Origin of the sequence: Aggregatilinea sp., assembly GCF_036822615.1 — a bacterium.
In the GTDB taxonomy this organism is placed as follows: Bacteria; Chloroflexota; Anaerolineae; order Aggregatilineales; family Aggregatilineaceae; genus Aggregatilinea.
The window spans coordinates 1-25,065 of sequence record NZ_DAISHJ010000069.1 but is presented as its reverse complement, the minus strand read 5'-3'; the positions used below and the strand labels follow the sequence as shown (position 1 = coordinate 25,065).

The window sequence follows — 25,065 nt, the reverse complement described above, 5'->3', positions numbered from 1 at the left end:
ACTTTGGGGCTGCGCTGGCGACGCTGGCGGGTGGGGCGTCGAGGCGATACAATAGAGGAAGACATACGGACTCACTCCTGTGTCTACCGCCCGCCCCCGGTGCCGCCAAGCTAACGGGGGCGGGCTTCGTTATCGAAGTTAATAACATTATCTCTCCATTTCTTCCTCATGTCAAGCAGCCTGTTATCGCCTTGACAAACAATTTACTCTAACCTTATAATGAAGTTGTTCACCTCGATAATCGCCAGGAGCTATAATGGCACGAGTGAAGAACCGCTTCACGGAACTCCTGGAGCGAAAGCGGCGCGTCGAAAACAAGAGTTGGACGTACCGCGAAATCCAGGAGGAAATCGGCTTGACGCCGGCGACCCTTTCACGATTCGCTCAGCAAAAGCACGATCAGTTCGATGCCACCACCCTTGCCACCCTTTGTAATTTTCTGGGGTGCACGGTTGGTGACCTGTTGTATATCGAAGACGAATCAAAGGGGCAGAGGGTGGGCGAAGCCACGGCAGTCGCGTAGCTTCGCCCCGGCCTGCTCGTGGTGAAAGCACGGGCAGCCGCAACCATTGTACGCCTCGCGCCGGGGGCGCGATAGCCGCACCTTAACAATTTGCTCTTCACGAATTTTTCAGGCGCGCGAACGTCAACCTCATGCTATGCTAACGTCATCTGTGAACGGGGCATGGTAAAGGGGGATGACATGGAAGATCCGGCAGTGACCAGGGCGAAGCAACTGTGGGCGGAGAAGCGACCCGGCGACGCAGTGCGGGTGCTGGTGGCGCGCATCGAGGAGTTGACGCAGTTCCCGGCAGTTGACGATATTCTGCCAGGGTCGGGGAATGGCGCAGGGGACACGTTCCAGTATGCCTTACAGCGATTCAGTCAGGCTAACTGGGAGGTCCGCCAGCAAACACTCGACACCCTTCAGGTCGCGAAACACCAGGGCGTTCATTGGCTTTCAGGCCTGCTGCTGAGCTTCTTTCTGTCGTTTCTCGGCGTGATCATCGTCGCGACGCAACCGCGCTACACCAAGCCGCGCGTCGTGACGATCAGCCGCACGGCAGGCGGCCTAACCCTCACAGCGGGGCGATTCACCGGTCCCGCGACACCGGACACGATCGATCGCTTCGCCGTTTCAACACGTGACGGCGTGCCGCTGGCGGCCTGCTTTTTAGCCGCACTTGTCAGCAGCATCGCCTATCTGCTGCTTCAGGCTGGCTAGTTCTAGTCATTAACAGTCACCATTAAAAACCACTGCAAGCGACGTTTTCAACTCAGAACGAATGTGCTAAAGTGAAGAGCAATAGCAAACGGCCCGTCCCAGATTGGACCTCCGGACGGGCCGCGCACCTTAACAATCCCATACTCTCAGCTGCACGCCTGCGGGCTCGCTGCACTATACGCAAGCGAGATCAGAACTTGTTTGCTATACTACCCGGATAATCACACCATGTACTCGCACCACTTGGGCGCAACAAAGGAACAGCACGTGAAACACTTCCTTGAACTGGCTGATTGGACTTCATCGGACCTGTGGGACATGCTGCGGCTCGCCGTTGACCTCAAAGAGGAATGGCGCGCGGGCGGCAATGAGCCTATTCTGAAGGGGAAGGCGCTGGCGATGGTTTTCCAGAAGCCGTCCCTGCGTACCCGCGTCAGCTTCGAGATGGGCATGGTGCATCTCGGCGGCTACGCGTTTTATCTCAGCCCCCAGGAGATCGGTCTGGGCAAGCGCGAGAGCATCGCGGACATCGCCCGCGTCCTCGGCGGCTACGTGGACATCGTGATGGCCCGTACTTTTGCCCACCAGCACGTCCTCGATCTGGCCCAGTGGAGCCCGGTTCCCATCGTCAACGGCCTGACCGACTACAACCATCCCTGCCAGGGCATGGCTGACCTGCTGACCATCTACGAAGAATTTGATCACCTTCAGGGCCTGCATCTGGCCTACGTGGGCGACAGCAACAACGTGGCAACCAGCCTGCTGATGGGCGCGGCCCAGTTCGGCATGAAGATGACCATCGGCAGCCCCGAAGGCTACCAGCTCGGCCCGGACGTGATCGCCAGGGCGAAGCAGATCGCGCAGGACGGCTTCAGTGTCGAAATGACCACCGACCCCGTCGCCGCCGTCGAAGGCGCGGACGCGGTCTATACCGACACCTGGACCAGCATGGGCCAGGAAGAAGAGCTTGAGAAGCGCAAGCAGATCTTCCCGCCCTATCAGGTCAACGACGAGCTGCTGAGCCACGCCGCCGATCACGCCATTGTATTGCACTGCCTGCCCGCCCATCGTGGCGACGAGATCACCGACGAGGTCGCGGACGGTCCGCACTCGCGGCTGTTCCCGCAGGCCGAAAACCGGATGCACGCGCAGAAAGCGATCCTGGTCACCCTGCTCCAAGACGCCGAAAAAACGTCCAAGAAGGGCGACAAGGACAAGAAAAAGCACAAGAAATAAGTAATCCCGGATCGCAGCGCCCGCGAGCAGCGCGCACACGACTGGCGAAAGTACATTCCCCCAGGTGTAGGGGCAGGCAGTACTGCCCCTACCCGGGGTATTGTGCTCGCAGCCCGCTGCCAGTCCGGCCAACCCTTTTCAAGCGAGGATAAAGCGCGACATGCCTGGCAACCGCCCCATTTACGAGCAAGCAATGAGTATGGGCCACAGCGCGGCCTGGGATCACCAGTGGGACAAGGCTATTGCCGCTTACGGTCGAGCGGTCCAGGAATTCCCCGACGATGCGGCGGCGCACAACAGCCTGGGGCTGGCGCTGCTCCAGGCGCGACGGCTTGAGGACGCGCTCAAGGTCTATACCCGCGCCCACCAGCTTGCGCCCGAAGATCCAATCCCGCTGGAAAAAAGCGCCGACGTGCTCGAACGTCTGGGTCGCATGAAAGAAGCCGCCCAGCAGTACATTAACGTCGCGGAAGTCTATCTGGCCCAGCGCGACCTCGAAAAAGCCATCGCCAACTGGGAGCGCGCCACACATCTCACCAGCGGTCTGGCGAACATTCACCAGCGCCTTGCGATGGCCTACGAACGCACCGGCCAGAAATCAAAGTCGATCAACCAGTATCTCCGCCTCGCCTTCGATTTCCAGAGCGCGGGCCGGATCGACATTGCGACGCAGGCCGTCGAGCGTGCCCTGCGCATCGATCCCAAGAACTCCAGCGCCATGAACACACTGCAAGCCCTGAAAACCGGCGCGCCCATCTCCCCCGACCTGATCGACGAATCCGAAGTTGAGGAAGAACCCAAGCGCAGCCGGGGCTTCGAGGCGGGGCAGAACGACCTTGAACTGCTGGACGATCGCGACGATGCTGAGACGAACCCGTGGGGCCCCATCGGTGAAGCGGTCGAAAACGCGATGGCCGCGCTTGCCGGGTACGTGTTCGACGCCGACATGAGCGAACCGGGCGTTCTGCACGCGGTCCAGGGCATCGAATACCACCGCCAGGATCTCGCTGCGGAGGCGTTGGGCGCGTACGAGCGTGCCGCCGCCGCGCGCATGGATCACCCTGCCCTGCACTTCAATTTGGGCGTGCTGCTTCTGGGCATGGAGCGCTGGAAGGAAGCTGCGCGCCACCTTGAGCTGACCACCGACGATCCCGACCTCGCTGCCGGGGCGATGCACGGCCTCAGCCAGATTTATAACGCGCTTGGCAATCCGCGCGCCGCGGCGTTCCATCTCGTGCAGGCGCTCCGGCTGGTCGATATTGGCATGACCGTTTCGGACGAAGAAGCCGAGCAGCTCGGTGACATTTACGACAAGCTGACCGCCAGCATCGATCAGGCCGACGAGCAGCAGCTTCGCAACATGAATAACCGCTTTTTGGAGCTGCTCACCGGGCCGGAATGGAAGCAGCGTGTCACCAAGACCCGCCGCCAGCTCGAAGAAGCTATCACGCTCCAGGATCCCGAATCGCTGATCAGCATCGTGCCCTACATCAACGACAGCATCACCGAGGGCCTGAACCTGATCGACGCCTATATGCGCAACGGGCTGTATAACCTGGCGATGGATCAGGCCCACTATATGCTGGAAAGCGCGCCCGACTATCTGCCCCTGCACTGGCGCATCGGCCAGATCATGTTGGAGCGCGACAACATTCAGGCCGCCATCAACAAGTACAATCTCGTCGCCAAGACCTACCTCGTGCGCGGAGATAACGAGCGCGCCACCGAGATTTTGCAGGAAGCGCTCAAAGTCGCGCCGATGGACACCAGCCTGCACCAGAGCCTGATCGAAGTTCTGCAAGACCTCGGCCAGTGGGATCAGGTGCTCAACCAGTACATCGATCTGGCCGACGCCTACTACCAGTTGGCCGATACCGACGCGGCCCGCGCGACCTACCAGTCCGCGATCCAGCTTGCGCAGCGCATCGACACGCCCAAAGAACAGATCGTGCACATCCTGCACCGCATGGGCGATATCGACATCAGCCGCCTCGATCTGCGCGGTGCGATGCGCACCTACGAGCAGATCCGCAAACTGGACGCCGAAGACGAACAGGCCCGGCGCGCGCTGGTCGATCTGCATTACCGTCTGAACGATCCGATTTCCGCCATTCACGAGTTGGATGGCCTGCTGCGCGTCTACGCCAAGCAGCACCGCGCCAACCGCATCATTCAGGTGCTCGAAGAAGAAGTCACGCGCTATCCCGGCGATATGGCCCTGCGCTCTCGTCTCGCGGCGGTCTATCGTCAGACCGACAACATCAACAAGGCCGTCGATCAGCTCGATTCGCTGGCCGAGCTTCAGCTTGAAGCCGGGCTGCACGGCGACGCGCTGGTCACGATCCGCCGCATCATCAGCATGAATCCCGACCGGGTCGAGGATTACCGGCGGCTGCTCCAACAGTTGAGCGGCTGAGCCTTTTCCACCCGGACCGTGTATTACGTGGGGACATGTGCCGTAAAAAAAGCCCGCACGCGGGTGAATGGGCAAGTATTGTATGCGATTGATTTGGACGCTTGAGACATTTCGCTGGTCGGACGTGCCCGACGTGCTGGTCGTGGCGGCGATCATCTTCGCCGCGGCCATGCTCATGCGCGGCACGCAGGCCATCCCGCTCCTGCGCGGCACGATCGTCGTGCTGCTGGTCATCGCGTTTTTTGCCACCGCGCTGGATTGGGTCGCGTTCCGCTGGCTGCTGAATAACCTGATCACGGCGGCGGCGTTCGCCATCCCGGTGATCTTCCAGCCGGAGCTGCGCCGCGCGCTCGAACGGGTGGGCCGCGCGGGATTGGGCACGTTGTTCAGCCGCGCGCCCTCCTTCACCGAACACGAGCAGATTATCGACGCGATCTGTGCCGCCGCCTCGCGCCTGTCCGAGCGGCGTCATGGCGCGTTGATCGTGCTGGAACGCAACGATTCGCTCGACGAGTTCATCCAGACCGGCGTTCCGCTCGACAGCGCCGTCAGCCCGCAGTTGTTCCTGACCGTCTTCTGGCCCAAAACCGAGCTGCACGACGGCGCGGTGATCATCCGCAACGGGCGCGTTGCCAGCGCCGCATCGGTGCTGCCGCTGTCGTCCGGGCGCAATCTGACCGACCGCAAGCTGGGCACGCGTCACCGCGCGGGCCTCGGCATCAGCGAAGTCTCGGACGCGCTGTGCGTGATCGTCTCGGAAGAAACGGGCCGCATCTCGGTCGCCAACCGGGGTCGTATGATCCGGCGGCTGGACGCCAACCGCCTGCGTACCATTTTGAACGCGTTCTATACCAGCCCGGCGGCCCAATCCGAAAGCCCGTGGTCCTCGCTGATCGCGCGCGCCCGGGACGAGCTGGCCCGCCTGCGCAGCAGCGACAAGCCGGATCAAGGCCGCAAAGCAGCCTGACCGCGCGGCGATAAGCCCGGTCACGCCCGTGGCATTTCGTAGGGGCGGGGCTTACTCCGCCCTGCTTTTGCTTTTTTCTTCACGTCCGTGAAGAAGGATCACCGCTCCGCGAGGCCCGCCTGAGAGGGCGCGTCTCCCCTCTCCAATCCAGTTGGAGAGGGGCCGGAGGTGAGGTGCTCTACGCCCATACCAATACCGTGATGCGCGCGATCGTGATCGCACATCAGGCGCATCACATGCTCTAGGACCAAATCATGCGCGAGCAATCGCTTTTCCAGCTTCTCATTCGCAATCTGGGGTGGCTGCTGGCCTCCCTGCTCCTCGCCATGACGATCTGGGTCGCGGCAAAAATGTCGAACAACCCGGTCGAACAGCGCGAGCTGACCCGCATTCCCATCGACTACACCGTGCCCGACGGCTACGTGCTGGTCGATCAGGCCACGACCAACGCCAGCATCGTCGTGCGCACCGAGCAGAGCGAATGGGATCTGCTGACCACCGACGACATCACCATTTCCGCCGATCTCAGCCAGGTCAACCAGCCCGGCGAGTATAGGATCGAGCTTAACGGCAAGATCACCTCGCCCCGCCACGGCAGCGTCGTGGCGATCCGCCCCAGCACGTTGTCCGTCGTCGTGGACCGCGAAGCCGAAAAGCGCGTGCCCGTGGAAGCGGTCATCGTGCGCGAGCCGCCGCTGGGCTACAGCTCCACCGTCGAAAGCTGCTCCCCCAGCGAGATCACCGTGCGCGGCAGCGCCGAAAAAGTGGACAGCGTCGTCCGCGCCGAGGTGCGCCTCTCGCTGAGCGACGATCTCAACCCGACTACCAAGCTCAACCAGCCGCTCATCGCCGTGAACGAGGACAACCGCGAGGTGACGGGCAACATCACGCTGGAGCCGTCCAACGTAAGCTGCTCGGTGGACATCCAGGTCCGCGAAGACGTGATCCAGATGCGCGTGCTGCCCAACGTCATCGGCGCGCCGCCCAGCGGTTACCTGTTTGCGGGCTACGCCAGCGTCAACCCCGAAACGGTGGCCGTCACCGGCGATCGTCAGGCCATCGACGAGATGAACTACGTCGCCCGCACCGAGCCGATCGACCTCTCGACCCGCACCGGCACGTTCTCCGTCCAGGTCCCGCTCGATCTGCCGGACGGCGTCTCGCTCGTGCCCGAAGATCAGCTCATCGACATCACCGTGATCATCACCTCGTCGCTGAGCAGCCGCCAGATCGAAGACGTGCCCGTCGAAGTGACCGGGATCGACATGTCGCGCTACCGGGTTACCGGTCTGCCCAGCGTGGTGACGGTCGTCGCCGTCGGCCCGCAGGATCAACTGCCGGAGCGTGAAGACCTGCGTGTGACGGTCGATCTCAGCAACATGGACCCCGGCAACCATCAGGTCGTGCCCGAAGCGGTGCTGACCGGGCCGCTGAACGCGGACGGCTTGAGCCTCAGCGTGCTGCCGGAAGAGCTCAGCGTGACCATCGAGGCCGCGCAGCCCACGCCGACGCCCAGTCCCACGCCCAGCACGACCGCGCCGCGCCCCACACCGACCGCGACGCCGCTCGCCACAGACGTCACCGGCAGCGCCACGCCCATCCTTGTCGATTAGCGCATTATGCACTTTTCGAGTGAGAAAACGGGTTTCCGCCCCACTCGCTACCCCGGGATCTGTAGGGGCGGGTTTGTAACCCGCCCGGTAGGGGCGTATTCATGCTCTTTAACAAATTAATACGGATAGAGACCAACAGCGTGTAGCAAGTCGAGCGAGCCATCAGACCAGCGGTCAAGCCAGGCTTGTACGCGAGCGCGAAGATCAAGGCGGTCGTCGGTGCAGTCATGCAGATGCAAGACCTCGCGGTAAAGCGCAGCCCAGACCTTTTCGACCGGATTGGTCCAGGGGGCATACGTGGGCAAGAACAGAAGCGAGATGCGACTGTCTTGCAAGGCCTGGATGACGTCCGGATGGCGATGCACGGGCCAGTTATCCTGTACCAGGGTAATGTGCTCCGCATCGGGATAGGCGGCTTCAATCGTGCGATAGTAAGCCAGGAGGGCACGACGAGGAAAGCGGCTGCGCTGAGCGGCGATGAGCCGTCCGGTCACGATATCCAGGCTCCCCGCGATGCGTCGACGTGCATTCGCATGTAAGCCCAAAGGGGCAGTCGGGTCTTTGCTGCCACGCCGAGCATAGGCGTTGGCTACCGAGGGATGCTGGTAGTAGGTCAACTCATCTTCATAGAGCACGACAAAACGCTCGGGCTCGGTGCGCGCTTGCGTGCAGGCCGCCTGGATCTCAGCCAGCTTGCGGTCGTACTCCGGGTCAGGGGAATGCAGCGTCTGTCGCCCACGCTTGTAACACACGCCTAAGCGCTTCAGGATCTGGTAGACCCCCGGCAGACTGCACGACCTCAGCCAGCTCACAACCTGTCGCAGCCCATCCAACCACCACCGGCTGCGTTCCAGCCCAAGGTGGTAAGGCGCACGATGAATCCAATCCTCAATCTCATCCTGAGCTTGCTCACAACTCAGGGGGAAAATGCGCCGGTTTGCGCCCGCGCCCACGCTTGACCCGCAACCCGCTGGCACCGTCTGCCCTATAGCGGTCGATCCATGTGCTCACCGTTTCTGGCTCGTGCACCCGCAGCAGCCCTTGCAGCGCCACCTGACGCACCGGCTGCCCCTCCGCCACTTTCAACAGGGCCGCGGCTCGTTCACGCACATACGGCTGCGCTGCATGGTCACGCAGGTCGCGCAATTCTGCGCCCTGCTCCGGTGTCAGTTCAAGCTGTCGGCGGCGTGGCATGCTCGTTTCCTCCCTGAACCTGTCCCCTGCCTCTATTTTATCCGTATTTATTTGTTAAAGAGCATCAATACGCCCCTACAAAACCCCATCGGGCGCAGCTTGTCCCCCCTCTCCAACCCAGATTGGAGAGGGGCCGGGGGTGAGGTCGCGATGATGACCAGATTACTTTATTAAACTGCATCAATACGCCCCTACAAAACCCATTCGCTAACTAGATCGTGTCTTGTCCTTCAATTCCCGCTTGATGCACTACCAGCGCCCAGCCCGGCTTTTCTCGCGTTTGCCCGTAGGGGCAGTTCGGGAACTGCCCCTGCACACTTTTCACGTATCCCATAACATCCACTCGTTGCTATCACCCCGGCGGATAGCCGTATTTCTCGCTCCACCCCCCGAAAACTGGCGGCTGCTCCCTGACCACTGTCTCTCCTCGATTTTCCCCGCGATTGAAAAACTTCTATACCGTTTTTATTTGACGTTAATTTGACTATGTTATTTTGATAATAAGCAGGCACCCAAACGGACCTGCGGTCACATTCGGTATCTTCAGAGCACGCAGCTTGTTTGCTCCACACCCACCTGACCCACCTCGCGTTGCTCTGGATACACATAAAGGGAAGGCAGTCCCCGCCACCTTCCCTTTCTTCTTTTTTATCCCCCCCAGCGCCTATCACGCCCTTTTCGAGCGCAAGACCGTTTTTTCGCCCACACAGTCGCCCTCCCATCCCCCGCAAGATTCTGTTAGAATCGACAGAGCATTCCCATCGGTTATTGAGTTGAAACGGTCCACACGATGAAAAAACCCCTCGTCGCCCTGGTGGGGCGTCCCAATGTTGGAAAATCCGCCCTGTACAACCGGCTCGTTGGCGAACGGCAGGCGGTCGTGTCCGACGTGCCCGGCACCACGCGCGATCGGTTGATCGGGGAGACAGAATGGAACGGCGCGACCTTCAAGGTCGTGGATACGGGCGGCATTGAAGTCTACCAGCCCAAGGAAGCCAGCCAGCCCGTCAGCCCGCTCGAAGAAGGCAGCGAACTGTTCGTGCCGCAAATCCGCGCCCAGGCGATGCTCGCCATCGAAGAGGCGGACGTGATCGTGATGGTCGTGGACGCGATCCAGGGCATCACCGCCGCCGACCAGGAAGTGGCGGACATTCTACACCGCTCGCACAAGCCGGTGCTCGTCGCGGCTAACAAGGCCGATAACGTCAAACGCCACGACGACGCCTTCGAGTTCTACGGCCTCGGCCTGGGCGAAGTGTTTGCCGTCTCCGCCCTGCACGGAATCGGGACCGGCGATCTGCTCGACGCGGTCGTTGCCGCTCTGCCCTACGAATCGCCCGAAGACTACGACGCCGAAGACGACTCGATCAAAATCGCCATCGTCGGGCGGCCCAACGTGGGCAAAAGCTCGCTGCTCAACAAGCTGATCGGCCAGGACCGCGTGATCGTCAGTGATATCGCCGGGACCACCCGCGACGCAGTAGACATGCAGGTGACTTGGGAAGGCATCCCGATCACGCTGATCGATACGGCGGGGATCCGGCGGCGCGGACGCGTTGAGCAGGGCATCGAGCAGTACAGCGTCATTCGCGCCCAGAAGGCCGTCGAGCGTGCCGACGTGGTGCTGCTGGTCATTGACGCGCAGGACGGCATCACGCAGCAAGACGCGCACATCGCGGGCATGATTCAGGACGAGTACAAAAGCGCGGTGATCGTCATCAACAAGTGGGACGCCATCGAAAAAGACACCAACACCATGAACGCCTTCATGGAAGACATCCGCCGCGATCTGGCGTTTTTGCCGTTCGTGCCGGTGGTGTTCATCAGCGCCCTGACCGGCCAGCGCATCCACAGCGTGTTGGAAACGGCGATCCGCGTTCAGGAGGAGCGCCTCACGCGCATCCCCACCAGCGAGCTGAACCGCATCGTGCGCGAAGCGATGCTGCGCCACGCGCCGCAGACCAAGCAGCCGCGCCCGCTGAAGATTTTCGTCGCGCAGCAGGTCCGCGTGGACCCGCCCACGTTCCTGTTTCACATCAACGACACGTCGCTGCTGCACTTCACCTACGAGCGCTACCTGGAAAACCAGATCCGGCGCGTCTATCCCTTCACCGGCACGCCGATCCGCCTCAGTTTCCGCGCCCGCGAGCGCCGCAAGCGCGAAAAGTAGCGCCCCCGTCTCCATCCGCAATCACGTAGGGGCGATGCTTGCATCGCCCGGCTTTTCCTTGCTCTCGGCCCCTGCGTGACAGGATCGCGCAGGCAAAGTGACGCAGCCGCCTGCCGCAGCCGATCAGGCCGGGTTGCGACTCAGGTAAGCCGCCAGCCCGGCAAGATTCTGCTTCAACACCTGCCCCAGCATCCGGTTCATCACGACCCGCTCGAACAGGCCGCTCACCGGACCCAACCGGGGCAAAAAGCGGTAATCGACAGTGAACGACAGGTGCGTGCCGCCCGCGTCGGGAGTGAGGGCCAGCGTCATGGTGGAGGGCAGCACCGGCGACCGTGACTCGTGCACCTGCCGCGTCATCGGCTCGAAGACCGTCACGTACCAGGGCGTTTCCTGCGGGAACGGTCCCAGCCGGTTGTGATCGTGGTAAACGCTGCCCGCGCCGTACGGGCCGCTGGTTTTGATCTCCGCCGCTTCCAGCCCTGTCACCCATTCCGGCGTGTGCTCGATATCGTTCAGGCAGTCCCACACCGCCTGAACCGGTGCGTTCAGTGTTCGTGCGACCTCGACGTGCCCCATAGGCTCTCCCTGGCTGCGCTCTCTGTGACGGACGGTAATTCCAGTATACGCGCAATCACGTCCACACCAGCGGGTGATGTTCAGGGAACAAAAAACAGACGGAGCTGCGTGCTCTTTAACTCTTAAATTCGGATAAAGCCAGGGTGGGTTCGGAACCCATAGGCATTTGGCTAACGGAGGAAACAGGTCCATTTCCTCTGGCGTTAATGTAAACCGCGAGCGATGGACACCGTAGGGGTAGGGCTTGCCCTACCCGGCTTTTCTCTCAGCGGGCGGGGCAAGCCCCGCCCCTACGAAAGGCCGCATTTCCCTCGGAGATGCTTAACTTAATGCGCATGGGTTCGGAACCCGTCCCTACAAACTCCGTTGAGACGGCTTTTCTCCCCTCTCCAACTTGATTGGAGAGGGGCTGGGGGTGAGGTGCTTCCGTTTACCGAACGATCGCGTCGGCCAGATCCGCCGGAGCGAGCTTGTGATCGAGCGTCAGGCTGCCGTCGATATAAATCGCGTGCCAGATCTGGAACGACAGGATCGCCCACAGCGGCCACAGCTCGTACCCGCGCCGCGTCATGTGATCGTCCACCAGCCGCGCGACGGTCTCCGGGCGGAAAACGCCTGCCGCCTCGATCCGCTCGCGCGAGAGGTGCGTCTCGACCAGCGGACGCAGCACCGTGCGCAGCCAGTCCGAGCTGGGCGGAATGAATCCCCACTTGGGCCGGTTCAGGATCTCGCCGGGCACGAGGTCGCGCACGGCGTCCTTGAGCACCGTCTTGAAGCCACCGCCGCGCAGCTTGGCGCCCAGCGGCAGCGACAGCCCCCAGCCCACGAGGTCGTGATCCTCGAACGGCGCGCGCGCCTCGATCGACATCGCCATGCTCATCTTGTCCACGCGCATGTTGCTGTCCTCCGCCACCCACCGCCGCAGGCTCGTATACGCGATGCGATCCGCGAAGTGCGCCGTGTGCGGCGCGTCCAGGATCGGGCGCAGCGAGCGCTCCAGGATCGCGGAGGCGCGCCCGGCCAGCCCGTCCCGCGCCAGTAGATCGGGGAACTGTGCCGGATCAACGATGCGCATCCAGTGCAAATAGCGCTCCACCGGCTCCACCGCCCGCGATTTCTGCGCCAGCTTGCGCGCCCCGTCGAAGCGCGCGGGCGCGCGTTCCAGCAGCGGCGTCAGAATGGCGGATCGCAGCAGGCCCGGCACGCCCAGGTAGCGCTCCAACAGGCGGTCGGCGCGGTAATGCGCATACCCGCCGAAGATCTCATCGCTGCCGTCGCCGCTCAGCAGCACCGGCACGCCCTTCAGCCGCGCCAGCGCCGCGACGTAGGCCGTCTGCACGATCGCGGGCTGCACGATCGGCTCGTCCATCGCGTGAATCAAATGCGGGAACAGCGCCGCCAATGAGTCGTCCTGCCGGATCGTGATCAGGTGATGTTCCGCCTTCAGCGCCTGCGCCGCCACCGCCGCGTAACGCGTATCGACGTTGAATTTGGTATCGCCCTTGCTGCCCGGCGCGTGATCGAACCCCACGGTGAAGCTCTGCACCGGCTGGTTGACCGCCCGGCTGACCAGCGCCGCCACCGCGGTCGAATCGACGCCGCCGCTCAAAAACACGCCCAACGGCACGTCGCTCATCAGCCGCATTTCGACCGCTTCGGTCAGCATGTCGCGCGTGCGCCGCACCGCCTCGTCGTACGATCCAGCGAACGGGTGCAGCGTGTCCATCTCCGGCTGCCAGTAGCGCCCCGTCTCGATCCCCTGCGCATCGACGCGCAGCCATTCGCCCGGCGCGAGCTTCTCGATTCCCTCGAACAGCGTCAGCGGCGGCGCGACGTACCCCACCGACAGGTACGACACCAGCGCCTCGTCGCACACCGCCCGCCCCACGCCTGGATGTTCCAGCAGCGCCTTGATCTCCGAGGCAAACAGCAGATCATCGCCCCGGCGAGCCACGTACAACGGCTTTTCGCCCATGCGGTCCCGCGCCAGAAACAGCCGCTGCTGCCCGCGATCCCAGATCCCGATGGCGAACATGCCGCGCAGGTGCGTCAGCACGTCCAGCCCCCACGCCTCATACCCGTGTACGATCACCTCGGTGTCTGTGCCCGTGGCGAAGACGTGCCCCTCGGCCTGAAGCGCGGCCCGCAGCGCGCGGTAATTGTAGATTTCGCCGTTGAACACCACCGCCACGCTGCGATCTTCGTTGAACAGCGGCTGCACGCCCGCCGCCAGGTCGATGATCGCCAACCGGCCCGCGCCAAACGCCAGCGCGCCGTCGTGAAACGTGCCGTACCCGTCCGGGCCGCGATGCGCCAGGCACGCCGCCATGCGCTCGATCAGGATCGGATCGGCCCCGTGAGGGTTAAACTGACCGTAGATGCCGCACATACGCTTCCTTACTGTCGCATAGCAAAACCCGTCCGCAAACCATATATCGTATCACGCGGGCAGCATGTGGCGCGATATGAGGGCGTCAGCGGGCGGGGCTGGCGATGAGCTTCACCGTGTCGTGGAAAGGTCCGGTTTCAGGACGAGCGCGGTTTGCGCTGGAACGAGATCCGCAGCACCAGTTTGCCGAGCGTCAGTTCATCCTCGTTGCGCAGCACGCGCGGCTGGAACGGAAACAGGCGTTTGCCGTTCAAAAACGAGCCGTTGATGCTGTCCAGGTCCTGAACCATGATCGTGGCGCTCTGGCGTTCCAGCTTGACGTGGCGGCGCGACACGCCCATGTCGAGCGCGCCGAACGGCGTCAGGTCGATGTCGGGCAGCACGTCTCCCCCGGCCCGACCGATCACACACTCGTAGGCAAAGCGCGTCTCAAGTTGGTCGTTGGTATGGCGAATGCGGATGATGATGCTGCTTTTATCGCCAAAATAGGCGGTGCCCCAGCGCATCTGGGGTTGGAGATGTTGAGCTTCAGGTAAGCTGTGAGTCGCCAACGCCTGGAGTCCGGTGGGCAGAATATGACCGCACGCATAACAATAGGTCGCATCCGCCGGGTTAACCGTCTTACAGTTGACGCAAACTTGTTCGGTCATTTAGTATTTCCGCCGCACGCTGGCGGCCACCAACGTTTCAGTAAGTCCCCCTGCTTTCATTATAGTGCGTTCGGGCAGTAGGCGCACCTGATAGCCCTGCGTTTCCGCCCAGGCAAGCTGCGCCCGCAGCATGTGCAGCCCTTCCAACACGCGCTCTGCCCGGTTGTATCCCAACCGGTAGCCCAAAAAGACCGGGTCGCCCTCGTAGAAGCGCAGCGCCACGTCCAGCGCGGCACCCAACTGCGCCGGATCGGTCAGCGTCGCGTACTGCGACAGCGGCTTGGCGTCCGTGAGCTTGTAGTTGCGATAGATCACTTCGAGCAGCACGTGGCGGTGGAAAAAGAAAGCAAGGTCCTCGCCATGAGGAATGGTTAGCTCCGGCGGCACGAACACGGGCAGCCCGCCCGGCATGGTGACTTCCGTGCGAAACGCATAACATTCATCCACGATCCGGCTGTCCTGATCCTCGGCGGGCATCAGCGCGTGGATGCGGCGCATGATCTCCTGGCTGGCGGAATCGATCGCCGCGCGGCGCTCGCGCACCGAGGGCGGATTCGGCACAGGCGGGATGATCGGCCCGATCGACATCGACAGACGCGGACGTCTCAGGCGGATCGCATTACCGAGCGCCCCGAAGATCCCGCCAAACCCGATCGGCAGGATCGGCGCGCCGGTCTGCTGGCTGAGCCACGCCACGCCGGGGCGGGCCTGTGCCGCCTGGTTGTCCCAGATCCCGCCCTCGGGGAAGATGCCCAGCACGTTGCCCGCTTCCAACACCTCGCGGGCGGCGCGCAGCGCGTCGCGGTCGATCTGCCCGCGCCGGATCGGGATGAAGCGGTACCAGTGCGCCATGAAGCTGAACGTGGGATCAAACGGCACGTCGCCGTTACCGATCAGTTCGGGCACGTGGGGCAGATTGACGACAAGCATCGCCACTTCGATCGCGGCGCTGTGATTTCCAACGGCAATATAGGGGCCTTGCGTGGGGATGTTTTCGGTCCCTGTGATGGTCGTACGGGTGAAAGCGGTTTGCAGTACCCGCCCGATTCGCTGAGAAATCTGGCGGCGGTAGAAATAACGAACACGGTTGCTCATAGAGAACGTTCCTGATTGTGTTGCGGCTGTTCTGTGTTACAACTCACAACCCCAAAATATAACGCATCCTGGCCGGTTTTGCCTCCTCCACCCGCCCCTCAAACCGCGCCGTGATGCCTGCGCGCGCACTTGCCTGTCGCCCTTGCTCTTGCTTTTAACTAAAGACTAAAAACTGACAACTCTCAACTGTCTTTTCCCTTTAAAAGCACTCGACCGGAGCGTCGAGGTCCGGTCGAGCACACTATGAGGGGGACATAGTGGAAGATGTTTTCGCTGTAACTCGATTATTCGAGATATTCGCCCAAACCATGTTCCTGCTGAAGCTGGCGCAGCTTGCTGAGCGCCGCGTGCTGAAGCTGGCGGATGCGCTCGCGGCTGTAGCCCATGAGCTGCCCGATCTGCGACATGCTGTGCGTGTCGCCGTCTTCCAGCCCAAACCGGAGCTGGATGATCCGCGCCTCGCGCGGGGGCAGCGCGCCCAACAGGAAGCTGATCGATTCCACCAAAAGCTCGCGGGCGGTGGCTTCTTCGGGCAGTTCGCTTTCCTTGTCCGCCACCAGATCGGCGCGCGGACGGTTTTCTTCGTCCCCGATCAGCTCGTCGAGCTGCACGGGTTCGCGCGCGGCCAACATCGTGGTTTCGACCTGCTCCGGCGTCAGGTTGCTTTCCTGTGCCAGTTCCTCATACGTAGGCTCGCGGCCCAGTTCCTGCGCCAGACGCTCGCTGGCACGGCGCAGACGGCCCCACCGCTGGCCCTGGTTGATGGGCAGCCGGATCGTGCGGCCACGGTCACCCGCGGCGCGGGCGATCGACTGGCGAATCCACCACGTCGCGTAGGTGCTCAGACGCACGCCGCGCGCCGGGTCGAAGCGATCCACGGCTTTCATCAGGCCCAGGTTGCCTTCCTGGATCAGATCCGGCAGCGGCAGGCCGCGTCCCTGGTACTTCTTGGCGATCGAGATCACCAGGCGCGTGTTCGCCATGATCAATTCCTGGCGGGCCGCTTCGCCCAGTTCGTAAACGTCGCTCAGCTCGCCGCGCGCTTCGTCGGAAACCCGGTGATCCTGCATCCGGTCATTCGCGTGATTTCCGGCCTGCACCAGACGCGCCAGCGCCTGCTCGCGCTCGACGTCGATCGGCTCGGAAATGGGGCGGATGTCGCGGAAGTAGAATTGGAGCAGATCAGCGTCGATCGCTGGCATATCCCGGTCGCGGGCGGCATCATCATCGTAGCCTTCAGGCTCAGTTTCGGCTTCAGCCTCAGCCTGGGCATCGTTTTCGAGTTCTTCGTCATCCGCCACGTCGGCGGTATCTTCAAACTTCGCCCGATACTCGTGGATGCCCCACCGGGCTGTACGGGAATTATCGTGCTTCTCGTCTAGATAACTCGGAATAGCAACCACTGGTAAACCCCTTCCTGGCGGAGTGGACGCTAGGCCGCTGCCTAGTGCCCTCGATGCAACGAGCGCGAAGACCAATCCACTCAACTCTATGGTACACCATTACTCAGATTTAGATGATTAGAATTTGAGAAAAATTCCGGACGTCTGCCCGCGCACCCCGATTTTGCCTACCAACACGTCTCTAAAATCCACGCTCACCGAGGCGTTCAGGCGACGTTGGCTATAACGTTACGGCAGTTTCAGGGGGAGCACATCAGCCTATTGGACGGTTTCCATATAGGAGAAGTGGGTAATTTAGGCCTTTTTGGGGCCAAAATGGGGCTGAAACACGAGAAAACCGGGGGTTTGGGGGATACTGGACCCGCTTGAGGGGTTGCGCCCGGTTATCTCGGTTATAAGATCGAAGCGGCCCGCTTGCCGAACCGGGACCCGCTCCCACGGATGCCGTGGGGGCATCTCACGCAAAAAGGAACTTGTTATGTCGATCTCACCCACTCCTACGCCTCTACGCGCCCGGCGGCTCACCGTGGGCGGCGCGCTGTTTGGTCTGGCGATGCTCGCCGCCGCGGTCATGTGGACGGGTGTCATCCGTGGTCGCAGCCTGAACGCGTGGTTCCCGGCGCACGGCTGGGCGCTGGAACTGCTGCTCGGCGTGCTGGCGGGCACGGGTTTTGCCGCGACGGCGTGGGTGCTCATCGACCGCATTCCGCCCCTCAAGGCAATCGCCCGCCTGCTCCTCAGCACGCTCGATATGCAGTCGTTCAGCTACAGGCACGCGCTCGCGCTGGGGCTGGTCGCGGGCATCCCTGAGGAGATCCTGTTCCGGGGCGCGATCCAGCCGGAGCTGGGCTGGGTGCTCACCGCGCTGATCTTCGGCGCGCTGCATGCCATCACCCCCGCCTATTTCGTCTACGCGGCGACGGCGGGCGGCGTGTTGGGCCTGCTCACCCTGTGGCGCGGCAGCCTGTGGGCAGCGGTCGCGGCCCATACCGCCATTGACACGGTGATGTTCATCCTGTTGATCCACCAGTGGCGGCGCGCGCACCGCCTCCCGTCCGGCGACTAGCACCCGCACGCCCTTCCCGCTTGCCCTGCCTCGCGCCCGCCCCGCATCTCGCATCCGTAGGGGCGGGTCGATGCTCTTTGACTTTTGGATCTGCACAAAACCTGGGCTGTGTGCCTATCTCCCCTCTCCAACTTGATTAGATAGGGGCCGGGGGTGAGGTCGCATTTGTCTCAGTTTAATGAAGTTTAATTAATTTTGAGGAATGCCCCCTAAGCGTTACACTCCTTCCCTTGGGCTGCGGAAGCGACGGTTGTTGCAGAATCCGCACCTGCGCGACCTGTCCGGCAAACCACCGGAGAGGCTTTTTGTTTGTGTGGTTGTTTTTGTGTTTCACCTGCAAGTGTCATACCGCTCAGCCTGATGGAGGTTCAAAACTGTGTCTGACAAGAAAGTCCGTGTTGCTATTATCGGTGTAGGCAACTGCGCCAATTCTCTCGTCCAGGGCGTTCAATTCTATCAAAACGCCGCCGAAGACGAGCAAATCCCCGGCCTGATGCACGTCAATCTCGGCGGGTATCATGTGCGTGATGTCGAGTTCAGCGCCGCGTTCGATATCGACGCGGACAAGGTCGGCAAGGATCTGAGCGAGGCCATTTGGGCAGGCCAGAACAACACGATCAAGTTCACCGACGTGCCCTTCATGGGCGTACCGGTCCACCGTGGTATGACGCACGACGGCCTGGGCAAGTATCTCAAGCAGAAGATCACCAAGGCCCCCGGCCCCACCGCCGACATCGTGCAGATTCTCAAGGACACCAAGACGGATGTCGTCGTCAACTACCTGCCGGTCGGCAGCGAGCAGGCGACCAAGTGGTATGTCGAGCAGGTGCTCAACGCGGGCTGCGCGTTCGTCAACGCCATCCCGGTCTTCATCGCCCGCGAGCCGTACTGGCAGAACCGCTTTGCCGAGCGCGGCCTGCCCATCGTCGGTGACGACATCAAGTCTCAGGTCGGCGCGACCATCCTGCACCGCGTCCTGACCAACCTGTTCAACGATCGCGGCGTCAAGCTGGAGCGCACCAGCCAGCTCAACGTCGGTGGCAACATGGACTTCTACAATATGCTGGAGCGCGAGCGCTTGGAGAGCAAGAAGATCTCCAAGACCAACGCCGTCACCAGCCAGCTGCCCTACGCAGTCGATCCCGAAAACGTGTACATCGGGCCGAGCGACTACGTGCCGTGGCTGCTGGACCGCAAGTGGGCGCACATTCGCCTGGAAGGCACGACCTTCGGCAATGTGCCGCTGAACATCGAAGTCAAGCTGGAAGTCTGGGACAGCCCCAACAGCGCCGGTGTGATCATCGACGCGGTGCGCTGCGCCAAGATCGGCCTGGATCGCGGCCTGTGCGGCACGCTCGAAGCGCCTGCGTCCTACTTCATGAAGTCGCCGCCCGTCCAGCACCCCGACGACATCGCGCGTAACAACGTCGAAGCGTTCATTCGCGGCGACAACAACGACACAGTGCGTCCTCCGGCGGGCTTCAAGGGCCAGGACAAGCCGTCCGTGCCCGTTACTGAAGAATAAATCTGATCATTGTGCGATCAAAAAGGGGCGGCCAATGGTCGCCTCTTTTTTTGTTAGTATTTCCTTGCAAAAGTATGAAATTCTGCGCGTTCCGTAAGGGACTCAGGGGTTTCAGATCATTCCAGGGTCAGTTTTTGTAAGGTTTAGCCCCAAAGTACCTTGCAAAAACTTATAAAAAGGCTTTACAAAATTAATTAATTGGGCCTATGATAGTGATAACGATTTAATGTTCCGGGCTTGGCTCAAGAGGGCGGGATCTATGGGCTTTACTGTACGGAAGCTCCAGGGCGAACCAATCGCCATCGTCACCCTCGCGCTTCCCATCGAGCGCTACCCCAGCGGGCCTGGCATGATCTGCCACCAGCTTTCGCAGCTTGCCGCCCGCGAACCCGGTCCCCTGTTCGCCATCTTCGACATGCGCGGCCTTGAGCCGTCCTTGAGCGACGTTTACCTCTGGCTGGCAGAACAGAAGCACGGCAAACAGGGCTCTCTCACCGATGCCCGCCTGCGCCCGATCCTCGTCGGCACCCACCCCATGATTCCAGTTGCGGCCAAAAAGATCCGCCAGCAGCTTGGCATCGACGTGCGCTGCGTCCCGACCATGGACGAGGCGCTCGCCACCGTGCGCGGCCAGTTCGCCAGCAGCGCCGCCTGAGCCGCCTTGCAACTGCCTCACATGCGCCGCTCAAATCCGATCAACTAACTTACAGTTTTGCGAAAGTGCTGGACCCGCGCGAAAACTCCTGTATACTGCTTGTAGAGTTTCGATCCGGCCTGCAAGGAGTCTGCCTATACGTCCAAACGGGGGAACGCTAGCGCAAGGCCCCGCCGCGTTACGCGGGGATACGAGGTGGCGGTTGCTCACCGTGGGGTGAGACTAACCCCGGCGGAAAGACCTGTGCCGGGGGAAAATCGAGGTATCTGCGGATGCCGCCAGGGCGCCCACCATCGCCCTCGTCAGTTCCCTCCCAACTGAAGCCGCGCTACAAAGACCACAGGCAACTGCGGCCCAGAACCACGCGGTAGTGGTGATTGTTCCCAACATCCGACAATTCAATGCTGTCTACGCGACGACCGTCTGCGCGCACGCCCGTGCACGTTTCCGGCTGCCTGCGCACACCCGGATCGCCGCGCATCCCAGGGAGGGATCTGCTATGTGTGGTATCGTCGGTTACATCGGCCCCAAAGACGCGACGCCGCTCATCCTGAACGGCCTTCAGCGCCTCGAATATCGCGGCTACGACTCGGCGGGCATCGCCGTGCTGCAAAAAGGCGATATCGCCATCCGCCGCGACGTCGGCAAGCTCAACAACCTGATGCAGCTCGTCCAACAAGAGCCGCTCAACGGGCGCATCGGCATCGGCCATACGCGCTGGGCCACCCATGGCCAACCCAGCTCCCGCAACGCCCACCCGCACATCAGCGCCAACGGGCGCACCGTCGTCGTGCATAATGGCATCGTCGAGAACTTCCGCGCCTTGCGCGACGAATTGGAGCGCGAAGGCGTGCGCTTCCAGTCCGACACGGACACCGAAGTGATCGTGCACCTCGTCCAGCGCGAGATCTCGTGCGGCAAGAACGTCACCGAAGCAACGCAGGCCGCCGTCAAGCTGCTGCGCGGCGCGCACGCGATTGTCGTGCTCAGCGCCGACGAGCCGGATCGCCTCGTCGCGGTGCGGATCGGCAACGCGGGCGGCGTGGCGCTCGGCATCGGCGAGGGTGAAATGTTCATCGCGTCCGACATCCCGGCCATCCTCGAACACACCCGCCGCATGATCTTTCTGGAAAATCGCCAGATGGCGACCCTCACCCGCGACGCCTACCGCATCCAGACCATCGACGGCGAGCCGGTGGACGCGGAAATTCACACCATCTCGTGGGATCCGGTCAGCGCCGCGCGCGGCGAGTTCCGCCACTTCATGCAGAAGGAGATCCACGAGCAGGCCCGCTCCCTGACCGACACGATCCGGGGCCGCGTGGACTTCCAGAAAGGTCTCGTGGAGCTGCCCGACCTCACCCTGACGCCCGACGAAGCGCATCGCTTGAAGCGCATCGTGACGGTCGCCTGCGGCACCAGCGCCTACAGCGGCCTCGTCGGCAAATTCATCATCGAGGAGATCGCGCGCATCCCGGTCGAGGTCGATTACGGCAGCGAGTACCGTTACCGCGACCCGATCATCGACGAAGACTGCGCCGTGCTGGCGATCACGCAGTCCGGCGAGACGGTCGATACGCTGGCGGCGATGGAAGAAGCGCGCGAAAAGGGCGCGAAGCTGTGGAGCATCGTCAACGCGGTCGGCAGCCAGGCGATGCGCGTCGCGGACGGGTTCGTCACGATGCAGGCCGGACCGGAAATCGGCGTCGCCAGCACGAAGGCGTTTACCACCAGCATCGCGGACCAGTACCTGATCGCGCTCTACCTCGCGCAGCAGCGCGGCCTGATGACGCCCGACGGCGACGCGATGTGCTCGCACATCGACGATCTGGCTCACCTGCCCGATCTGGTCAGCACCATGTTGGAGCGCGAGCAGGTCATCGAAGACCTCGCCGCCGAGCTGTACCAGTACACGAACTTCCTCTACCTGGGGCGCGGCATCAACTACCCCATTGCGCTCGAAGGCGCGCTGAAGCTCAAGGAGATCAGCTACATCCACGCGGAGGGCTACCCGGCGGGCGAGATGAAGCACGGCCCGATCGCGCTCATCGACGAGCACATGCCCGTGCTGGCGATCTGCCTGCGCGACGCGGTGTACGACAAGATGCTGAGTCAGGTGGAACAGGCCAAGTCACGCGGGGGCATCGTGATCGCGGTGGCGACGGACGGCGACACGCACATCGCGGAGAAAGCCGACCACGTGATCTACGTGCCGGAGTGCCCGCCGCTGCTCAGCCCGATCGTGAGCGTGATCCCGCTGCAAATGCTGGCGTACCACATCGCGGTGTGGCGCGGCGCGGACGTCGACCAGCCGCGTAACCTCGCCAAGAGCGTGACGGTGGAGTAACGCGGGGATCCCCGTTCCGCACACGGTCAAGGCACACCACGGGCCGCCCAAGTTCATTTGAGCGGCCCGTAACACGCCTCAGCACGAGCTTATTCATTCACCAAAGATCTGCATCCTCACCTTCAAGATCATCATCAATCCAGAGGAGAGTTAAAGCCGCATTTAGGGTAGGCATACTCCACGATTGCTCAAGAATACGAGCATCCGAGTCATAGCGCCCAGAAAGCCAAGCGGATGCTGGGACCGTCTTCGGTTTCCTCGAGATGCTACGTCCTTCGAATATAAGATCAGCATAGGCAGCAGAATCCAGCAATTCATTTACTCTCACTCCAAGCCGCAAATCTTCTTGAAGACGAAAGTATTCTTTACTTCCTCTATACTACTTAATGCGCCGATCTTGTGTAAATATGAGTACGATCGGTTCCTCACAGAAAGATGCAAATCTGATCGATGCTGCGGTTAATGAAACATTAAAAAGATCCTCAAGTTCCGCGATAGTGTCAAGTGACGGTTCACCTTGGCATTTATCTGCAAAATACCGCTCTGGCATAAGAAACTCAGAGGCAAATGCGTTTGCTTGGGTTTCTAGATCAGGGGTACTATGTTGAAACTCCCAAGCAATATCTTCACTAGTGCATGTCTGCAACAGCACTGCATCACGATGTAACTCAAAATGCCCTAGTTCATGGGCCACACTAAAACGCCTTCGATGGATACTCCATGTCTCAGAGGATATCGTCACTATCGCACGATTGCCGTGAATTACAAGCCGAGCATCCGCACCATCCAAACGGCCATCTCGGACAAGAACGCCTCTTTGACAGGCAATTTCATCCAAATATTGCAGGTCCTCGATAGATGTGACAGGAATCGCATCGAGCAATCGTCCTGCAACAAAAGATGGATTCATATTACTCTGCATTATCCTCTTGATCATTGGCAAGAAATTCTAGTTCAGCGAGAATTCCAGCTAAGTCTTCATCTGTTACTTCTTCAAGGTTGCGGTAATAAGCTCTCGCTGGTGCTTGTCTAGCAAGAGCCCGTTGCAAGTTACGAATGGCATTCAACATGTCATCACGGCTTAACGAGTTACTTCTCTGCCGTCTATTTAATTGATCACGCTTTCGATCAATTTCAGCTCGCGCTCGATTTTTCCAGTGTAGGGGAGATGCCGACAGCGCCTGTTGAGCTAGCTGTTCGAACCGCCGCCCAATTTCGTCAGGATCGAGACCCCGTTCAATGAGGAAAGCATCTGCCTCTTCAAGAGACTCAGTAAGCGTATTTTCGATAAGATCATCTACTGCATTAACGAGATCCTCAGTATTCTCAATTGGTTTACGGTCATTCATTTCTGCACCTGGCTTTCCAAGCGTCTTCTGAGTTTTCGGACTAGGTTGTAAATCTCCTTGATCGGTTTATCGAGGGCAGCACTTAACTCTTGGGGCTTGGCGCTCCCAATCTGAATGATAGCTTCTATAAGAGATTCTAGTTCTTGATCGCCATCTATTGCTCTTGATATCGCAGCATCACGTTCTTCAATATATTCTTTGCGAATCAATTCAACTTCAGGATTACTAGCATCATGAGCGTCGAACTCAATATCATCTTGGTAGTGCTCTTCGTCGTTATCAAGCGTCATTGAAGTTATTGTGCGTTCACTTTTGTGTCCTGAGTTGTTATACAGATTATCGATTTCGCTGCGAACTTGGCCATCCAACCATATTTCTAGCTCCACTTGGGTTGGATCCCATTTTCTTTTCCCAGAAAGCAACTTCTCAATTACCGTCTGGGCAATATCGTCAGGTTGATTACCTTTTCCCAAGATAGACAAATCGCCACTATGCCACCCGTATCGAGAAGCATATTTGTACGCAGCAGCAACAAGCCTGCGGCCAGTGCTATTCCAATCGACAGCCAAGAGCCGATTAAAAACATCATCCTCGTCTAGCATATGTTCCCCCTCCCCCCGCTGATCTTATTAACTTTATTTACTAGTGTGCAATGAATTTTAGTCAAAATGGCAAAAATCGAAAAGTGACCAGTAATACTTAATAGGGTGCCCTACTTCTCAGGCAGTACTACACACAAAGGAGAGACAATGGCTAAGTGGGCTGACTATGGTATCTCAGCGGTGAGATACAACAACGCGAGGACACACATCGATCTACTCATGGTACATGTCGACAATGGGGACACAATCGCTATCGGCAAGGAATGGAAACGGAGCGATGTCGTCCTTGAAATTGAGCGAAAACGCACTTTCGTTACCATCCCAAAGAACAACGACGAAAAGTACATCCGCGGAGAAGATGTTCGGATTGTTGTAATCAACGGGGTCAAGTACCTTCGTACAGACAACAACAACACGCCATCAGACAACCTGGGAAGCCTGCCGGAGTTCTAAGGGGCTGTGGAGGAGGGCGGAGCGCATACGCGAGGGTTGCTCCGCACTCCTACCCCTTTCGCGCCACGATCCAGATTGACCTTCCCCCGATTTCTCGGACAGTGGAAATGTCGTAGACTGGAGAAATCAGG

22 protein-coding genes are annotated in these 25,065 nt (G+C 60.7%); 12 read left to right on the top strand and 10 right to left on the bottom strand.

Going from position 1 to position 25,065, the window contains the following annotated elements; all coding sequences use genetic code 11:
- The first annotated feature begins 256 nt into the window (after positions 1-256).
- The 6 genes from V7116_RS17090 (at position 257) to V7116_RS17065 (ending at position 7,457) form a co-directional block, all read left to right on the top strand.
- Positions 257-523: a helix-turn-helix domain-containing protein gene (locus V7116_RS17090; protein WP_324393170.1), complete on the top strand. Its 267-nt coding sequence runs from the start codon at positions 257-259 to the stop codon at positions 521-523.
- A gap of 180 nt (positions 524-703) precedes the next feature.
- A complete protein-coding gene (locus V7116_RS17085) occupies positions 704-1,225 on the top strand; it encodes a hypothetical protein (protein ID WP_324393169.1) in 522 nt (173 codons plus the stop codon).
- A gap of 228 nt (positions 1,226-1,453) precedes the next feature.
- A complete protein-coding gene (gene argF, locus V7116_RS17080; RefSeq protein ID WP_442891857.1) occupies positions 1,454-2,461 on the top strand; it encodes an ornithine carbamoyltransferase in 1,008 nt (335 codons plus the stop codon).
- 160 nt (positions 2,462-2,621) lie between these two features.
- Entirely contained in the window at positions 2,622-4,877 is a 2,256-nt protein-coding gene (locus V7116_RS17075) for a tetratricopeptide repeat protein (RefSeq protein WP_324393167.1), read from the top strand.
- An 82-nt stretch (positions 4,878-4,959) separates the two neighbouring features.
- A complete protein-coding gene (gene cdaA, locus V7116_RS17070; protein ID WP_324393166.1) occupies positions 4,960-5,844 on the top strand; it encodes a diadenylate cyclase CdaA in 885 nt (294 codons plus the stop codon).
- Between the two features lie 254 nt (positions 5,845-6,098).
- Positions 6,099-7,457 (top strand): CdaR family protein, encoded by a 1,359-nt coding sequence (locus tag V7116_RS17065; protein ID WP_324393165.1) that lies wholly within the window; start codon positions 6,099-6,101, stop codon positions 7,455-7,457.
- Between the two features lie 116 nt (positions 7,458-7,573).
- On the opposite strand, the gene V7116_RS17060 is transcribed toward V7116_RS17065, so the two are convergent.
- Positions 7,574-8,410 (bottom strand): IS630 family transposase, encoded by an 837-nt coding sequence (locus tag V7116_RS17060; protein ID WP_324393164.1) that lies wholly within the window; start codon positions 8,408-8,410, stop codon positions 7,574-7,576.
- Positions 8,367-8,651, bottom strand: coding sequence for a helix-turn-helix domain-containing protein (locus tag V7116_RS17055; RefSeq protein ID WP_324393163.1), 285 nt, complete (start codon positions 8,649-8,651; stop codon positions 8,367-8,369). The genes V7116_RS17060 and V7116_RS17055 overlap by 44 nt, the downstream gene beginning before the upstream one ends.
- Positions 8,652-9,441: 790 nt before the next feature.
- Here V7116_RS17055 and der point away from each other — a divergent pair.
- Positions 9,442-10,821, top strand: coding sequence for a ribosome biogenesis GTPase Der (der, locus tag V7116_RS17050; RefSeq protein WP_324393162.1), 1,380 nt, complete (start codon positions 9,442-9,444; stop codon positions 10,819-10,821).
- A 123-nt stretch (positions 10,822-10,944) separates the two neighbouring features.
- On the opposite strand, the gene V7116_RS17045 is transcribed toward der, so the two are convergent.
- The 5 genes from V7116_RS17045 to V7116_RS17025 form a co-directional block, all read right to left on the bottom strand.
- Positions 10,945-11,400: an SRPBCC family protein gene (locus tag V7116_RS17045; protein ID WP_324393161.1), complete on the bottom strand. Its 456-nt coding sequence runs from the start codon at positions 11,398-11,400 to the stop codon at positions 10,945-10,947.
- 430 nt (positions 11,401-11,830) lie between these two features.
- Positions 11,831-13,789 carry an asparagine synthase (glutamine-hydrolyzing) gene (gene asnB / locus V7116_RS17040; protein WP_324393160.1) on the bottom strand — a complete coding sequence of 653 codons (1,959 nt, stop codon included), beginning with the start codon at positions 13,787-13,789 and terminating at the stop codon, positions 11,831-11,833.
- 137 nt (positions 13,790-13,926) lie between these two features.
- Positions 13,927-14,439 carry an FHA domain-containing protein gene (locus tag V7116_RS17035; protein ID WP_324393159.1) on the bottom strand — a complete coding sequence of 171 codons (513 nt, stop codon included), beginning with the start codon at positions 14,437-14,439 and terminating at the stop codon, positions 13,927-13,929.
- A complete protein-coding gene (locus tag V7116_RS17030; RefSeq protein ID WP_324393158.1) occupies positions 14,440-15,534 on the bottom strand; it encodes a lysophospholipid acyltransferase family protein in 1,095 nt (364 codons plus the stop codon).
- A 284-nt stretch (positions 15,535-15,818) separates the two neighbouring features.
- Positions 15,819-16,937: a sigma-70 family RNA polymerase sigma factor gene (locus V7116_RS17025; protein WP_324393157.1), complete on the bottom strand. Its 1,119-nt coding sequence runs from the start codon at positions 16,935-16,937 to the stop codon at positions 15,819-15,821.
- A 478-nt stretch (positions 16,938-17,415) separates the two neighbouring features.
- On the opposite strand from V7116_RS17025, the gene V7116_RS17020 reads away from it, so the two are divergent.
- The 4 genes from V7116_RS17020 to glmS all read left to right on the top strand — a co-directional run bounded on the left by V7116_RS17020 (position 17,416) and on the right by glmS (position 22,530).
- Positions 17,416-18,003, top strand: coding sequence for a CPBP family intramembrane glutamic endopeptidase (locus V7116_RS17020; RefSeq protein ID WP_324393156.1), 588 nt, complete (start codon positions 17,416-17,418; stop codon positions 18,001-18,003).
- Positions 18,004-18,379: 376 nt separating this feature from the next.
- Positions 18,380-19,528, top strand: coding sequence for an inositol-3-phosphate synthase (locus V7116_RS17015; RefSeq protein WP_324393155.1), 1,149 nt, complete (start codon positions 18,380-18,382; stop codon positions 19,526-19,528).
- A gap of 259 nt (positions 19,529-19,787) precedes the next feature.
- Positions 19,788-20,183, top strand: coding sequence for a hypothetical protein (locus V7116_RS17010; protein ID WP_324393154.1), 396 nt, complete (start codon positions 19,788-19,790; stop codon positions 20,181-20,183).
- 499 nt (positions 20,184-20,682) lie between these two features.
- Positions 20,683-22,530, top strand: coding sequence for a glutamine--fructose-6-phosphate transaminase (isomerizing) (gene glmS / locus V7116_RS17005; RefSeq protein ID WP_324393153.1), 1,848 nt, complete (start codon positions 20,683-20,685; stop codon positions 22,528-22,530).
- 379 nt (positions 22,531-22,909) lie between these two features.
- On the opposite strand, the gene V7116_RS17000 is transcribed toward glmS, so the two are convergent.
- Genes V7116_RS17000 through V7116_RS16990 form a run of 3 tightly spaced genes read right to left on the bottom strand, consistent with a single transcriptional unit; the run spans position 22,910 to position 24,481 of the window.
- Positions 22,910-23,440 (bottom strand): ImmA/IrrE family metallo-endopeptidase, encoded by a 531-nt coding sequence (locus tag V7116_RS17000; RefSeq protein WP_324393152.1) that lies wholly within the window; start codon positions 23,438-23,440, stop codon positions 22,910-22,912.
- A gap of 1 nt (position 23,441) precedes the next feature.
- The gene (locus V7116_RS16995) at positions 23,442-23,879 is read right to left on the bottom strand and encodes a hypothetical protein (protein WP_324393151.1); all 438 of its coding nucleotides are present in this window, start codon (positions 23,877-23,879) and stop codon (positions 23,442-23,444) included.
- Positions 23,876-24,481 (bottom strand): hypothetical protein, encoded by a 606-nt coding sequence (locus tag V7116_RS16990; protein ID WP_324393150.1) that lies wholly within the window; start codon positions 24,479-24,481, stop codon positions 23,876-23,878. Before V7116_RS16990 ends, V7116_RS16995 begins: the two co-directional genes overlap by 4 nt.
- Before the next feature lie 147 nt (positions 24,482-24,628).
- Here V7116_RS16990 and V7116_RS16985 point away from each other — a divergent pair, with 147 nt between their 5' ends.
- Positions 24,629-24,934: a DUF3892 domain-containing protein gene (locus V7116_RS16985; protein WP_324393149.1), complete on the top strand. Its 306-nt coding sequence runs from the start codon at positions 24,629-24,631 to the stop codon at positions 24,932-24,934.
- Positions 24,935-25,065 lie beyond the last annotated feature (131 nt).